17 protein-coding genes are annotated in these 13,848 nt (G+C 61.1%); 3 read left to right on the top strand and 14 right to left on the bottom strand.

What is annotated here, in order from left to right; translation table 11 throughout:
- Positions 1-46: 46 nt before the first annotated feature.
- The 9 genes from AC07NR_RS15180 to ubiE all read right to left on the bottom strand — a co-directional run bounded on the left by AC07NR_RS15180 (position 47) and on the right by ubiE (position 6,116).
- Positions 47-754, bottom strand: a complete 708-nt coding sequence (locus AC07NR_RS15180) for a 16S rRNA (uracil(1498)-N(3))-methyltransferase (protein ID WP_423204728.1) — start codon at positions 752-754, stop codon at positions 47-49.
- Positions 751-1,539 carry a twin-arginine translocase subunit TatC gene (tatC, locus tag AC07NR_RS15175; RefSeq protein WP_065261773.1) on the bottom strand — a complete coding sequence of 263 codons (789 nt, stop codon included), beginning with the start codon at positions 1,537-1,539 and terminating at the stop codon, positions 751-753. The genes AC07NR_RS15180 and tatC overlap by 4 nt, the downstream gene beginning before the upstream one ends.
- Positions 1,536-2,000: a Sec-independent protein translocase protein TatB gene (tatB, locus tag AC07NR_RS15170; protein WP_495078872.1), complete on the bottom strand. Its 465-nt coding sequence runs from the start codon at positions 1,998-2,000 to the stop codon at positions 1,536-1,538. Before tatB ends, tatC begins: the two co-directional genes overlap by 4 nt.
- A 10-nt stretch (positions 2,001-2,010) precedes the next feature.
- Entirely contained in the window at positions 2,011-2,289 is a 279-nt protein-coding gene (locus AC07NR_RS15165) for a twin-arginine translocase TatA/TatE family subunit (protein WP_007952423.1), read from the bottom strand.
- Positions 2,290-2,314: 25 nt separating this feature from the next.
- Positions 2,315-2,647 (bottom strand): phosphoribosyl-ATP diphosphatase, encoded by a 333-nt coding sequence (locus tag AC07NR_RS15160; RefSeq protein ID WP_007952422.1) that lies wholly within the window; start codon positions 2,645-2,647, stop codon positions 2,315-2,317.
- Positions 2,640-3,041 carry a phosphoribosyl-AMP cyclohydrolase gene (gene hisI / locus AC07NR_RS15155; RefSeq protein WP_025110285.1) on the bottom strand — a complete coding sequence of 134 codons (402 nt, stop codon included), beginning with the start codon at positions 3,039-3,041 and terminating at the stop codon, positions 2,640-2,642. The genes AC07NR_RS15160 and hisI overlap by 8 nt, the downstream gene beginning before the upstream one ends.
- A gap of 80 nt (positions 3,042-3,121) precedes the next feature.
- Positions 3,122-4,726 (bottom strand): ubiquinone biosynthesis regulatory protein kinase UbiB, encoded by a 1,605-nt coding sequence (gene ubiB / locus AC07NR_RS15150; protein ID WP_085683997.1) that lies wholly within the window; start codon positions 4,724-4,726, stop codon positions 3,122-3,124.
- Positions 4,723-5,346: a ubiquinone biosynthesis accessory factor UbiJ gene (locus tag AC07NR_RS15145; protein ID WP_039772453.1), complete on the bottom strand. Its 624-nt coding sequence runs from the start codon at positions 5,344-5,346 to the stop codon at positions 4,723-4,725. Before AC07NR_RS15145 ends, ubiB begins: the two co-directional genes overlap by 4 nt.
- On the bottom strand, positions 5,346-6,116 hold the full coding sequence (ubiE, locus tag AC07NR_RS15140; RefSeq protein WP_007952418.1) for a bifunctional demethylmenaquinone methyltransferase/2-methoxy-6-polyprenyl-1,4-benzoquinol methylase UbiE: 771 nt from the start codon (positions 6,114-6,116) through the stop codon (positions 5,346-5,348). The genes AC07NR_RS15145 and ubiE overlap by 1 nt, the downstream gene beginning before the upstream one ends.
- A gap of 165 nt (positions 6,117-6,281) precedes the next feature.
- Here ubiE and AC07NR_RS15135 point away from each other — a divergent pair, with 165 nt between their 5' ends.
- The 3 genes from AC07NR_RS15135 (at position 6,282) to AC07NR_RS15125 (ending at position 8,005) form a co-directional block, all read left to right on the top strand.
- Positions 6,282-6,557 carry a polyhydroxyalkanoic acid system family protein gene (locus tag AC07NR_RS15135; protein WP_085711042.1) on the top strand — a complete coding sequence of 92 codons (276 nt, stop codon included), beginning with the start codon at positions 6,282-6,284 and terminating at the stop codon, positions 6,555-6,557.
- Between the two features lie 160 nt (positions 6,558-6,717).
- Positions 6,718-7,140, top strand: coding sequence for a phasin family protein (locus AC07NR_RS15130; protein ID WP_248738603.1), 423 nt, complete (start codon positions 6,718-6,720; stop codon positions 7,138-7,140).
- A 10-nt stretch (positions 7,141-7,150) separates the two neighbouring features.
- Positions 7,151-8,005: a phasin family protein gene (locus AC07NR_RS15125; RefSeq protein ID WP_495078871.1), complete on the top strand. Its 855-nt coding sequence runs from the start codon at positions 7,151-7,153 to the stop codon at positions 8,003-8,005.
- A gap of 58 nt (positions 8,006-8,063) precedes the next feature.
- Here AC07NR_RS15125 and AC07NR_RS15120 read toward each other — a convergent pair whose 3' ends face one another.
- From AC07NR_RS15120 to AC07NR_RS15100, 5 genes are all read right to left on the bottom strand, one after another.
- A complete protein-coding gene (locus tag AC07NR_RS15120; RefSeq protein WP_085711045.1) occupies positions 8,064-8,684 on the bottom strand; it encodes a TetR/AcrR family transcriptional regulator in 621 nt (206 codons plus the stop codon).
- Positions 8,685-8,714: 30 nt separating this feature from the next.
- Positions 8,715-10,397 carry a class II poly(R)-hydroxyalkanoic acid synthase gene (gene phaC / locus AC07NR_RS15115; protein WP_248738600.1) on the bottom strand — a complete coding sequence of 561 codons (1,683 nt, stop codon included), beginning with the start codon at positions 10,395-10,397 and terminating at the stop codon, positions 8,715-8,717.
- Positions 10,398-10,547: 150 nt separating this feature from the next.
- The gene (gene phaZ, locus AC07NR_RS15110) at positions 10,548-11,402 is read right to left on the bottom strand and encodes a poly(3-hydroxyalkanoate) depolymerase (protein ID WP_065259455.1); all 855 of its coding nucleotides are present in this window, start codon (positions 11,400-11,402) and stop codon (positions 10,548-10,550) included.
- Positions 11,403-11,470: 68 nt separating this feature from the next.
- Positions 11,471-13,150 (bottom strand): class II poly(R)-hydroxyalkanoic acid synthase, encoded by a 1,680-nt coding sequence (gene phaC / locus AC07NR_RS15105; protein ID WP_495078870.1) that lies wholly within the window; start codon positions 13,148-13,150, stop codon positions 11,471-11,473.
- A 257-nt stretch (positions 13,151-13,407) separates the two neighbouring features.
- Complete coding sequence (locus AC07NR_RS15100) at positions 13,408-13,785, bottom strand: gamma-butyrobetaine hydroxylase family protein (RefSeq protein WP_085711048.1); 378 nt, start codon at positions 13,783-13,785, stop codon at positions 13,408-13,410.
- Positions 13,786-13,848 lie beyond the last annotated feature (63 nt).

Below are 13,848 nucleotides of genomic sequence, written 5' to 3'. Positions count from 1 at the left end.
GCAATCTGTAACGCGATTTGTCCGGCGCCGAATGGCGCCGGCAGGTTCAGAACAGACGGGCGAGCAGGGCGGTGACGGCGGTTTCGACCCGCAGGATGCGATCGCCGAGTTGCACCGGTTGCAGGCCGGATTTGCCCAGCAGGTCGATTTCGTAGGGAATCCAGCCACCTTCCGGGCCGATGGCCAGGGTCACCGGTTCGCTCAAGGCGCGAGGGCAGGGCGGGAAGTTGCCCGGATGGCCGACCAGACCGAGGGTGCCGTCGCTGATGGCCGGCAGGCGGTCTTCAACGAACGGCTTGAAGCGCTTCTCGATGATGATTTCCGGCAGCACGGTATCCCGGGCCTGTTCGAGGCCGAGGATCAGGTTCTCGCGAATCGCTTCCGGCTCCAGAAACGGCGTCTGCCAGAAGCTTTTCTCGACGCGATAGCTGTTGACCAGAATCACCTTCGACACACCCATGGTCGCCACGGTCTGGAACACCCGACGCAGCATCTTCGGGCGAGGCAGGGCGAGTACCAGGGTCAGCGGCAGTTTGGCCGGTGGTGGCTGATCAAGGGTGACCTGCAGCTCGGCTTCGCCCGCTTCCAGGCGCAGCAGCTCGGCGGAGCCCATCAAGCCGTTGATACGCCCGACCCGCAGGCTGTCGCCGACTTCCGAGCGATGGACTTCCTGCATGTGGGTCAGGCGCCGGTCGCGCAGCACGACGCGGTCGGCCGCAATGAAATCGGCCTCTTCTAACAACAGCAGGTTCATGGCTGGGTCGCTGGCGGCTGGTCGTTGTGGTCGTCGACGGTTTCGTCCGGGCGCTCGCGCTTGCTGACCAGGCTGCCGAACAGAATGCCGACTTCAAACAGCATCCACATCGGTACGGCCAGCAGGGTCTGGGAGAAGATGTCCGGCGGGGTCAGGATCATGCCGACCACGAAGCAGCCGATGATCACGTACGGGCGGATCTTCTTCAGGTATTTGACGTCGACCACGCCGATCCACACCAGCAGCACCACGGCCACCGGGATTTCGAACGCCACGCCAAAGGCGAAGAACAGCGTCATGACGAAATCGAGGTAGCTGGTGATGTCGGTCATCATTTCCACGCCGGCGGGGGTGGCCGAGGCGAAGAACTTGAAGATCAGCGGGAACACGAAGAAGTAGGCGAACGCCATGCCGGTGTAGAACAGCAGGATGCTGGAAATCAGCAACGGCACCGCCACACGCTTCTCGTGCTTGTACAGGCCCGGTGCGATGAAGCCCCAGATCTGGTGCAGGATCACCGGAATCGCGAGGAACAGCGAGACCATCATCGTCAGCTTCAGCGGCGTCAGGAACGGCGACGACACGTCGGTGGCGATCATCGTCGCGCCGGCCGGCAGGTACTGGCGCAGCGGCGTCGAGACGAAGGTGTAGATCTGCTGGGTGAAGGCGAACAGCCCGGCGAAGATGATGAAGATTGCCGCGACGCAACGCAGCAGGCGGGTGCGCAACTCGGTGAGGTGCGATACCAGCGGCATGTGCTGGTCGTTTTCGGGGAGATCGCTCATGGGGCTCGCGGCGGCAAAGTAGTGTCTTGGGGCGCTGGTGTGGCTGGCGCGGCGGCTGGAGCAACGGGTTCGATCGGTTTCATGACCGGGGCAGTTTCAGCGGCTGCGGCAGAGACGTGTTCGACGCTCGCCGGCGCATGAATCGTTTGCTCTGCGACAGGCGGCGTTGGCGTCTGGTCTGACGCCGGCTGCACCGGCGTCGGCTCCTGCTGAACCGGTGGCGTGAAGATCTTCCGCGCCTCCTGCTCCAGCGACAGGATGTGTTCGTTGTGCAGTTGCCGACGGATTTCGTCGGCACCGATTTCACGTTCAACTTCCTGTTTGATCGCGTTGAAGCTGCGCTTCAGCCGCCCGACCCACAGGCCGGCGGTGCGCGCGGCACCCGGCAAACGCTCGGGGCCCAGCACCAGCAGGGCAACGAGACCGACGAGCAGCAGTTCAGAGAAGCTGATACCAAACATTAGTCAGTGCTCACACGTCTTTGCGGATCGGCTCTTCGACTTTCTGCGCCTGCACGTCGATGGTGTGCGGCGGGTTGGCCTGAGCGGTGGCTTGCGGCTGGACCGGTGGCACCGGCTGCGCAGGCGTGACGGTCGGATCGGCCGGTTTTTCGTCGTCGTTCATGGCTTTACGGAAGCCCTTGATCGACTCGCCGACGTCGGTGCCGAGGTTTTTCAGTTTCTTGGTGCCGAACACCAGCACCACGACAACCAGAATGACGATCCAGTGTTTCCAGTCAAAAATGCCCATGTTGCTGTTCCTCTCTAAAAGTTGTTCAGGCGGACGGACGCGAGGCTTTCTCGACGTGTCCGGACAGGCCGAAGCGACGATCCAGTTCGTCGAGTACAGCCTGCGGATGCTGCCCCAGCTGGGCGAGCATGACCATGCTGTGGAACCACAGGTCGGCGGTCTCGTAGATCACGTCGCTGCAGTCACCGCTGACGGCGGCGTCCTTGGCGGCAATGATCGTTTCGACCGACTCTTCGCCGACCTTCTCCAGAATCTTGTTCAGGCCCTTGTGATACAGACTAGCTACATATGAGCTGTCGGCAGCAGCGCCCTTGCGCTCTTCAAGTACCTGAGCGAGGCGGGTCAGGGTGTCACTCATGTTTGTGTCCTGCGGAATAGATGGCGTGCGGGTCTTTCAGGACCGGGTCGACCGTTTTCCAGTCGCCGTTTTCGAAGACGCGGTAGAAGCAGCTCTGACGGCCGGTATGGCAAGCGATGTCGCCAATCTGTTCAACCATCAGGATGATCACGTCGGCGTCGCAGTCCAGACGCATTTCATGCAGGGTCTGCACATGGCCGGACTCTTCGCCCTTGCGCCACAGCTTGCCACGGGAACGTGACCAGTAGATGGCACGGTTTTCGGATGCGGTCAGCTCCAGGGCTTCGCGGTTCATCCAGGCCATCATCAGCACGCGTCCGGTCTTGTGATCCTGGGCAATCGCCGGCACCAGGCCATCGGCGTCCCACTTGATCTCGTCCAGCCAGTTTTTCATCTTCGACTCCGACAGCGAACCCACACTTCAATAGTCGGGTTCAGGCGTTGAAACAGTGTGCCAGCCGATCACGCAACTGGCTATCGGCGAACGACCAGATACAAGCCGACTGCCACCATGATCCCGGCGGGCCAATGCCCCAGTTCATTCAGCGGGCCACCGGCGGCGAGGATCGTGCCGCCCGCCAGATGGGCGCTGCCGAGCAGGCGCAGGAACCAGTCGTCCTTGCGCTTTTTCCACGGTGGTGGCGGGTCGTTGGCGTGGGGCTGGGACATGCGCTCGAGCAGGTCGCGGGCCATGTTGGCCAGGTGCGGCAGCTGTTCGAACTGGCTCTGTACGTTGCCGATCAAGGCTTTCGGGCTGACGCGTTCGCGCATCCAGCGTTCGAGGAACGGCTGCGCGGTGTTCCACAGGTCCAGATCCGGGTACAGCTGACGGCCCAGGCCTTCGATGTTCAGCAGGGTCTTTTGCAGCAACACGAGTTGCGGCTGCACTTCCATGTTGAAGCGGCGCGCAGTCTGGAACAGGCGCATCAGCACCTGGCCAAATGAAATATCTTTTAACGGTTTTTCGAAGATCGGCTCGCACACGGTGCGGATCGCCGCTTCGAATTCGTTGAGTTTGGTTTCCGCCGGCACCCAGCCCGAATCGATGTGCAATTGCGCCACGCGGCGGTAGTCGCGCTTGAAGAAGGCGAACAGGTTGCGCGCCAGATAATCCTGGTCTTCCGGGGTCAGGCTGCCGACGATGCCGCAGTCGATCGCAATGTACTGCGGGCTCCACGGATTGACGGTGCTGACGAAGATGTTGCCCGGGTGCATGTCGGCGTGGAAGAAACTGTCACGGAACACCTGGGTGAAGAAGATCTCCACGCCGCGTTCGGCAAGCATTTTCATGTCGGTGCGCTGGTCGGCGAGGGTCGCCAGGTCCGTCACCTGAATCCCGTAGATACGCTCCATCACCAGCACTTTCGGCCGGCACCAGTCCCAATAGACTTGCGGCACGTAGAGCAGCGGGGAGCCTTCGAAGTTGCGCTTCAACTGGCTGGCGTTGGCCGCCTCGCGCAGCAAATCGAGTTCGTCATAGATGGTTTTTTCGTAGTCGCTGACCACGTCCACCGGGTGCAGCAGGCGGGCGTCGGCGGAGACCTTCTCGGCCGCGCGGGCAAGGATGAACAGCCACGCCAGATCCTGGGCGATCACCGGTTTCAGGCCCGGGCGGATCACCTTGACCACCACTTCTTCGCCGGTCTTCAGCTGCGCGGCATGCACTTGCGCCACCGAGGCCGAGGCCAGTGGTTCGACGTCGAAGCGGCTGAATACTTCGCTGATCTTCTTGCCCAGCTGTTCTTCGATCAGTTTGACCGACAGCTGCGAATCGAACGGCGGCACGCGGTCCTGCAACAGCATCAGCTCATCGGCGATGTCTTCCGGCAGCAGGTCGCGGCGGGTCGAGAGGATCTGCCCGAACTTGATGAAGATCGGCCCCAGGTCCTGCAAGGCCAGGCGCAGGCGTGCGCCACGGCTCAGGTCCAGCGGCTTGCGCGGGAACCAGCGCCACGGCAGGACATAGCGCAGCGCCAGCAGGAACCAAGGCAAAGGCAGATCGAACAGCAGATCATCGAGGCGGTAGCGGATCACGACGCGCTGGATGCGCAACAGACGGCGGACGGCGAGCAGCTTCATGCGTTATCGCTTGGGTCGAGGGATCGGGAAAGGCGCTCGAAGCGCGCCTCGAGACGTTCCAGATCGAGTTTGATCCGGTCCAGTTCGCTGAAGCGGGCTTCGGCTTCGCGCTGCCCGACGAGGGTGCGCGATTCTTCGGCCAGGTATTCGGCGAGGTTCTGGTTGAGGCTGGCAAATCCTTGTTGATACCAGCGGGCGCGGCTGCGCAGGTGACCGCCGACCAGTTGCGTGGCGACCGGGCCGAGCCAGCGCGAGAGTTCGTACTCCCAGTCCAGCTCAAGGTCCTGCAGCACGCCCGCCAGTTCCAGCAGCACGCCGCTGTCGCCGTCGAGTTCGACTTCCGGTGCGTGCAGCACCGCGGTCTTGTCCTTGCTCAGGGCCAGTTTCACCAGGCTCGAGGCCGGGGCGCGCAGGGTGCAGTCGACGCCGGTTTCCCAACGGGACGCCAGCATCAAACCTTCGTCGCTCGGCAGGATGAACAGTTGCAACGCCGGGCTGCGGCAATCCACGGCAATCACTTTGCCGGTCAGATGCGCCAGTCGCGGCAGCGCCGTGCTGTCGAGACGCAGCACGCGGTTCAGGCCGAGTTCGACGCTGGCCAGCAGCCCGGTCAGCAGCATCAGGGTTTGATGCCGCGGTGCAGGGCGACGATGCCTGCGGTCATGTTGTGATAGGTCACGCGGTCGAAACCGGCGTCGACCATCATCGACTTCAGGGTTTCCTGATTCGGGTGCATGCGGATCGATTCGGCCAGGTAGCGATAGCTCTCCGAGTCGTTGGTGATCAGCTTGCCCATCAACGGCATGAAGGCGAACGAGTAGGCGTCGTAGGCCTTGGACATCAGCGCGTTGGTCGGCTTGGAGAATTCCAGCACCAGCAGACGGCCGCCGGGCTTGAGTACGCGCAGCATCGAGCGCAGGGCGTCTTCTTTATGCGTCACGTTGCGCAGGCCGAAGGCGATGGTCACACAGTCGAAATGGTTATCCGGGAACGGCAGTTTTTCTGCGTCGGCCTGGACGAACTCGACGTTGCCCGACACGCCGACATCCAGCAGGCGGTCACGGCCGACCTTGAGCATGGATTCGTTGATGTCCGCGAGAACGACCTGACCGGTCGGGCCGACCAGGTGCGAGAACTTTTTGGTCAGGTCGCCGGTGCCGCCGGCGATGTCCAGCACGCGGTTGCCGGCGCGCACGCCCGACAGCTCGATCGCGAAGCGCTTCCACAGACGGTGCATGCCGCCCGACAGAAGGTCGTTCATCAGGTCGTACTTGGCGGCCACGGAGTGGAACACCTCAGCGACTTTTTCCGCTTTCTGGCTTTCCGGAACGTTTTTGAAGCCGAAGTGAGTGGTGGGTTCGGCATCGCTGCCTTTGCGCTGATCAGTCATATCGCTGTCACCAAAAGAGAATGCGCGACATTCTAATCCCCAAGCCATGCTTTGTCTTGGAATGGCTAAAGGTAAGATGGTCAACCTTCGGGACGATTTGCCGCAGTGGCGGTCAAGATTCGTTGCAGGCATTCATAGCCCCATTCAAAAAGCAGGAGTCATTCAATGGCCCATATCAGTGTTGAGCGTGCCCACAGCCTGGGCAAGGAAGTTGCCCGCGAGAAAGCCGACAAACTGGCGCAGAAACTCTCCGATCAATATGGCCTCGAGCCGCAGTGGGCGGGTGACACCCTGAACCTCAAGCGTTCGGGCGTGAAGGGTGCGGTGCATGTGGCCGAGGATTCGATCCGGGTCGATGTCGAGCTGGGCCTGATGATGTCGGCCATGAGCGGCATGATCAAAGCCGAGATCGAAAAGGCGCTGGATAAAGCGCTGGTCTGATCAGGACAAACGGGGAGCTTCGGGCTCCCCTTTCTTTTCTCGTGCACCTGCCTTTTATGTCAGTTGTTAGGGTGCCGTTTCTAATTTTTCTCCCTACTTTGTGCCTGAGCCCGACACTCGTCAGGGCAGTTCCTCAAACCTTCTGCGCGTGAGGTGCACCATGGCCAAAGCTATTTTGAAGAAAAAAATCGACGCCTCGACTTCAGCCCTGAGCGACGTCAAATCCTATGCCCGCAAGATCTGGCTGGCAGGCCTGGGTGCCTACACCAAGGTCGGTCAGGAGGGCAGCGAGTACTTTCAGGAGTTGATCAAGGCTGGTCAAACTGTTGAAAAGAAAGGCAAAAAAGCCGTCACCGAAAAACTCGAAGCGGCCAACGCCGAGATCGACGAAGCCAAGAGTGAAGTCAGCTCTTTCAAAGGTCGCGTCGAAGTTCAGCTCGACAAGGTCGAGAAGGCGTTCGACACGCGTGTCGCCAGTGCCTTGAATCGTATCGGCATTCCGTCTAAACATGACGTTGAGGCACTCTCTGCTAAGCTCGATGAGCTGACGGCATTGCTCGAACGCGTCGCGCGTAAATCTTAAGGAGAACGGGATGGCTGGTAAAAAGAACACCGATAAAGAAGGCAGCTCGTGGATCGGAAAAGTCGAAGACTATTCCCGCAAGATCTGGCTGGCTGGTTTAGGCGTGTACTCGAAGATCGACACTGACGGCAGCAAGCTCTTCGATACATTGGTCAAAGACGGCGAGAAAGCCGAGAAGCTCACCAAGGCTGCGGTCGGCAAGAAAGTCGATGCTGCCAAGGACACCGCGAGCTCGGCCAAATCGCGCATCAGCGGCGTGAAAGATCGCGCGCTGGGCACCTGGGATCAGCTGGAAGGGGCTTTCGACAAGCGCCTGAACAGTGCGATTTCGCGCCTGGGCGTACCGAGCCGCAATGAGGTGAAGGATCTGCACAAGAAGGTCGATACCCTGACCAAGCAGATCGAGAAACTCACCGGCCTGAAAACCCAACCTGTCGCGGCCAAAACCGCAGCAGCCAAGCCTGCGGCCAAAACCGCTGCCAAGCCACTGGCTAAAGCCGCCGCCAAACCGGCAGCAAAACCAGCAGCCAAAACCGCTGCGGCCAAGCCTGCAGTAAAAGCCGCAGCCAAACCGGTCGCCGCCAAGGCCGCCGCCAAACCTGCTGCAAAACCAGCGGCCAAGCCAGCAGCGAAAACCGCTGCCGCCAAACCCGCTGCCAAGCCTGCCGCCAAACCGGCTGCAGCGAAAAAACCTGCAGTGAAAAAACCGGCCGCGCCGAAAGCCGCTGCGCCGAAAGCTGCCGCACCAAAACCGGTGACCACACCGCAAGCACTGGCCAGCACGTCGAACTCCGCCTCGGCTCCAACCCCGGCACCTGTTTCGACTGTTGCATCGACTCCGTCGACGCCGACCAGTCAGTCCTGATTTTCAGGGCTCAAGAAAACGCCCGGCCTGTGAAGGTCGGGCGTTTTTGTTTGGGCGGTCACTCGTGATCTTCGAGGTATTGCAAAGCCATTCTCTCCGTCGCCACCTTCACCGGCGGCAACAAATGCGGCGCAACCAGCATCATGATCTGGTAAACCACCAGCCTCACTTCCCCCTCGCGATCAAGAATCCGCTGATAGTCCAGCGAGAACAGCAGCGTCATGGTGATCTGCTCCACCAGTTGCCCCAGCGCCTGGGTATCGCTGACCAGTTGCCCCGAGGCCTTCAACCGCGCCAGCAGTGACGCCAGCGTGCGTTTCAGGACGTTGAGAAAATTGCGGATGCCCTTGGCCAGTTTCGGCAGACGTCCGGCCAGGTTCGACAGGTCCTGGAACAGGAACCGGTACTGCGCCAGCCGCTCGACGATCAAATGCAGGAACAGCCAGTAATCCTCCGGTGCCAGTTCGACATCGGCGGGCGGGTCGAGCAAGGGCGCCAACTCGCTCTGAAAGCGCTCGAACAGCCCGAGGATCAGCGGCTCCTTGCCGTGGAAATGGTAGTAGAGGTTGCCGGGGCTGATCCCCATTTCATTGGCAACCTCCATGGTGGAGACGTTCGGCTCGCCCTTCTCGTTGAACAACTGCAGGGCACATTCGAGGATCCGTTCGCTTGTTTTCATCCAGTCTTCTTAAAAGGCGGTTGGGGCCGGTCAGCGCACACGCACGTAAGTGCCGGGCGCCGCCTCCATCGGTGGATAGTTCGCGTTGCCAAGGGCCATCTGGGTTTCGCGCAGGGTGCCGGAGCGCTGCTGGACCCATTCCAGCCACTGCGGCCACCAACTGCCGTCGACTTTTTTCGCGTCGTAGTACCAGGCGCGAGGGTCGCTGCTCATCTTGCCGTTTTCGACGTAGTTGGCCTTGGGGTTGCTCGGCGGGTTGAGAATGCTCTGGACGTGGCCGCTGTTGGACAGCACGAAGCGCCGCTCGCCGCCCAGCAGCAGGGTCGAGCGATAGACCGCGTCCCAGGGCGTGATGTGGTCGTTCATGCCGGCCACGCTGAAACTGTCGACCGTGACTTTCTGCAGGTCGATCGGCGTGCCGCAGACTTCCAGGCCGCCCGAATGAATCAGCGGGTTGTGCTTGAAGAAGTCCAGCAGATCGCCATGAAACGCGGCGGGCAGGCGGGTGCTGTCGTTGTTCCAGTAGAGGATGTCGAACGCCGGCGGCTCCTTGCCCAGCAGGTAGTTGTTGACGAAGTAGCTCCAGATCAGATCGTTGGGCCGCATCCAGGCGAACACCCTGGCCATGTCGCGACCGTCCAGCACGCCTTTCTGATAGGAACGGCGCTTGGCCGCTTCGAGGGTCTGTTCGTCGGCGAACAGCGTCGCCGGGGAGTCGATCTGACTGTCGAGCAGGCTCACCAGATAGGTCGCGCTGGAGACCCGCCGCAACTGCCGCTTGGCCTGCAAGTGCCCCTGCAGCGCAGCGATGGTCAGCCCGCCAGCGCAGGCACCCATGAGGTTGACCTCGCGGGCGCCGGTGATCGCCCGGCAGATGTTCATCGCTTCTTCCACGGCCTCGACGTAGGTCGACAGGCCCCACTCGCGATGACGCACGTCCGGGTTGCGCCAGCTGATCATGAAGGTCTGCAGGCTGTTCTTCAGGGCGTACTGGACGAAGCTGTTGCTCGGGCTCAGGTCGAAAATGTAGTACTTGTTGATTTGCGGCGGCACCACCAGCAGCGGTTTCGAATACTGCTTTTCGCTCATCGGCTTGTACTGGATCAGCTCGAGCAGTTCGTTGCGAAACACCACCGAACCGGTGGTGGTGGCGACAGTCTTGCCGACTTCGAAAGCCTGTTTGGTCACCTGGCGCGGCAGGCCGTCGTTGTGCAGCAGGTCATCGAAAAGATGACTCAAACCGCGTACCAGACTGTGGCCGCCGGAGTTGAACAGCTCCTTGATCGCCAGCGGATTGAGCAGCGTGTTGGAGGGCGCCACGGCGTCGTTGATCAGGGAAAAAGCGAAGTGCGCGCGGGCGCGGTCGTCGTCGCTCATGCTGCTTTCGTCGATCCAGCTCTTCACCTGTTTCTGCCAGCTCAGATAGGCCTGCAGGCCCCGGCGGTAAAACGGGTTGAGACTCCAGGCCGGATCGGCGAACCGGCTGTCATTGGGGTTGGTCGGGTGCAGGGTTTCACCGAGCAGCACGCGTCCGAGCGCGCCACCGAGTTTCAACGCGTGCTTCGCGCTGTGAATGGGGTTGCGCAGACCATGGGCGGCTACACTGCGCAACGTCGAAATCAGGTCGCGGCCTCGCAGGCCGGTCATTGCACTTTGTGCATTGATGAAAACGGCGGGACTGGGCACTACGCCCGTCGCTGGTTTGTCGCGCATGACTCAACACTCCTTCGTCTTCAGGTCAAAAACAAACACACCGAACCAGAACACCATAGACGCTGTTGCGGCTTGTTGCCTGCGCGGCGTCCTGCCACGCACGTTGAAAAAGCTCTGCAAGGAGCTGTCCAGAAAACCGGACCGGGCCGGTTATCCGCCCAGCGGTGTCGGGTGGGGGTGCATCACTGCGCGAAGACGTTCCTCCTGGAGAAACTTCATGATGATCGGCGCCACGGCTTCGGCCCGGGTGATGAGGAACAGATGCCCGTCATCGATGATGTGCAATTGCGCGTTGGGGATCCGCCAGGCGAGCAGGCGCATGTTGATCAGCGGGATCAGCGGATCATCGTCGCCGGCCAGCACCAGGGTCGGCTGATGGATCTTGTGCAGCCAGTGAATGCTGGTCCAGCCAAGGCCCGCGAACAGTTGCCAGTAGTAGCCGAGCTTGCCCGCCGAACGCACCTTGGCCGCATGGCTGGCGGCGAGCGTCGGGTCGCGACGGAACGAGCCGCCGTAGATCATCGGGGCAATGCGGATCACATGGGACGGCTGGATGTAGCGGCGCGGACTGGCCATCATCCACAGCACCTTAGGCTTGCCCGGCACCATCACCGCGCCCGCCGCCGTGGCGGCCAGTACCAGCTTCTTGCAGCGCTCGGGATAGTCATGGGCGAATTGCTGCGCCAGCGCGCCACCCCAGGACACGCCGATCACATTGACCTGGCCGTAGTCGAGGTAATCGAGCATCCGTGCCGTGAGTTTGGCCAGGCCCGGAAAGCGATACGGCCGGCTCGGCGTCGAAGAACCACCGACACCGGGCACGTCGAAGGCGATCACTTCCAGGTCCGGATCCAGCGCCGCGACAAAAGGAAACACCAGCTCCAGGTTGGCGCCGATGCCGTTGAAAATCAGCAAGGGCGTCAAGTGAGGCTTGCCGGGGCGTACGGCGGTCCGGAGGGTCTGGCCATCCAGCTCGACGGTACGGAAGATGAACGGTTGCGGCATGCTTCAGGGCCCTGTGGGTCGCAATCTCAGTGTTCACCTCACTCCCCGCAGGGAGTGAGGTGTATCGGTTACCGCTCGTGTACGTAGGTGCCCGGCGAGGCTTCACCTGCCGGATATGCCTTGTTACCCAGCTTCGTCGGTGCCTTTTTCAGTTCGCCCGAACGCGCCGCCTGCCAGGCCTGCCAGTGCAGCCACCAGGAATCGGCGTGCTTGGTCGAGTTTTCCTGCCAGTCATCGGCATTGGCGGTCATTTCGTCGCTGGTCATGTAGCGCGATTTCGGGTTGCCCGGCGGGTTCAGAATGCTCTGGATATGCCCGCTGCTGGACAGCACGAATTCCACCTTGCCGCCAAACAGCTGCGCCGACTTGTAGCAGGACTTCCACGGAGTGATGTGGTCGTTGGTGCCGGCCAGCGAGAAGATGTCGGCCGTGACCTTCTTGAGGTCGATCGGCGTGCCGCACACTTCCAGTGCATCGGGACGGGTCAGTGGGTTGTTTTTGAACATCTCGATCAGGTCGCCGTGGAACGCCGCCGGCAACCGGGTGGTGTCGTTGTTCCAGAACAGGATGTCGAACACCGGCGGCTCGTTGCCGAGCAGGTAGTTGTTGACCCAGTAGTTCCAGATCAGATCGTTGGGGCGCATCCAGGCGAAGACCTTGGCCATGTCTTTGCCTTCCAGCACGCCGGCCTGATACGAATGACGCTTGGCCATCTCCAGCGTCTGCTCGTCGACGAACAGGGCGACGTCACTGTCCAGGGTGGTGTCCAGCACGCTGACCAGCAGGGTCAGGGCATTGACCTTGTTTTCGCCGGTGGCGGCGTAGTGGCCGAGCAGGGCGGTGCAGGTGATGCCGCCGGAGCAGGCGCCCAGCATGTTGACGTCCTTGCTGCCGGTGATCGCGGTGACCACGTCGACCGCTTCCTTCAGGGCTTCGATGTAGGTCGAGAGGCCCCACTCGCGCTGTTCCTTGGTCGGGTTGCGCCAGCTGACGATGAAGGTCTGCACATTGTTGCGCAGGCAGAAGCGCGCCAGGCTCTTGTCCGGGCTCAGGTCGAATACGTAGAACTTGTTGATCTGCGGTGGCACCACCAGCAGCGGGCGCTCGTGGACTTGCTCGGTGATCGGCTTGTACTGGATCAGCTCCAGCACGTCGTTGCGAAACACCACCGCGCCTTCGCTCACGCCCAGGGTCTTGCCGACTTCGAAGGCGCCCATGTTGACCTGGCTCGGCATGCCGCCGTTGTGCACCAGATCCTTGGCCAGATGCGAGAGGCCGTCGAGCAGGCTCTTGCCGCCGGTTTCGAAGAAGCGTTTGACCGCTGCCGGGTTGGCTGCGGTGTTGGTCGGCGCCATGGCTTCGGTCATCAGGTTGATCACGAAGTGGCCGCGCGCGATGTCCTTGGGCGAGAGGCTGCTGTCGTCGATCCAGGCATGGAGTTCCTTGCGCCACGCCAGATAGGTTTGCAGGTAACGTTTGTACAGCGGGTTCTGACTCCACGCCGGGTCGACGAAGCGACGGTCATCGCCTGCCGGTTGCAGTTCTGATTTGCCGAACAGCACGTTCTTCAGTTCGATGCCGAAATGAGTGACGTGTTTGACGCTATGGATCGGTTGTTTGATGGCCTGGGTCAGCACCATTCGAGCAGAGGCCAGCAGATCCTTTCCGCGAAGCCCAACGACAGGATTCAGCCCCAGGGTGTTTTCCGAGGCTTGGTACTTCAAATCATCGTTATTCTTGTTACTCATCTACGACGCTCCATTGTCCTGAGACGAGTACCCGGTTTCTGCTGTGCAGTTCCACAGCCAATGCCAGGTACTACTGCTCGGGTGACCGTTGATTCTGCATAGCTGCTTTACAGTCGTAGAGCACTGCAGGGAACTTGCCAGCTCCATTGGTTACCCGAGTTTAATTTTTTTCGCAAGCAGCCGATCCCGGGCCGCTTTAGCGGAGCATTCAAACAGATGAATTTAGAAAATGCCCTCTAAACAGTCCGAGGCGCGGACTAGAGCATCAGCTTGACGACGGACTCGTCCGGGTCGCGGGTTTTGCCGGCGGCCTTGAGCTCGGCCAGATAATCCGCCCAGAGTGCGTCATAACGTCGCCCCAGTTCGTAGAGGTAATCCCAGGTGAACAGGCCGCTGTCATGACCGTCGTCGAAGGTCAGTTTCAGTGCGTACTGACCGGCCGGTTCTACCTTGGTCAGGCCGACGTGGAGCTTGCCGAATTGCAGGATCGGTTTGCCGTGGCCCTGGACCTCGGCGGAAGGGGAATGCACGCGCAGGAATTCGGCGGGCAGGGTGTATTCCTCGCCGGACGCGTATTTGAGCGACAGGGTTTTCGAGGCTTTGTGCAGTTTGATGTCGGTGGGGAGTTGGGTCATCGCCGGTGTTCCGTCAGGTGGAAAAAATTGTGGGAGCCGATGGCTCCCACAGTTTCACGACCA

Source organism: Pseudomonas sp. GW821-FHT09C09, from assembly GCF_059418105.1.
This window is presented reverse-complemented; position numbering and strand designations above follow the sequence as displayed.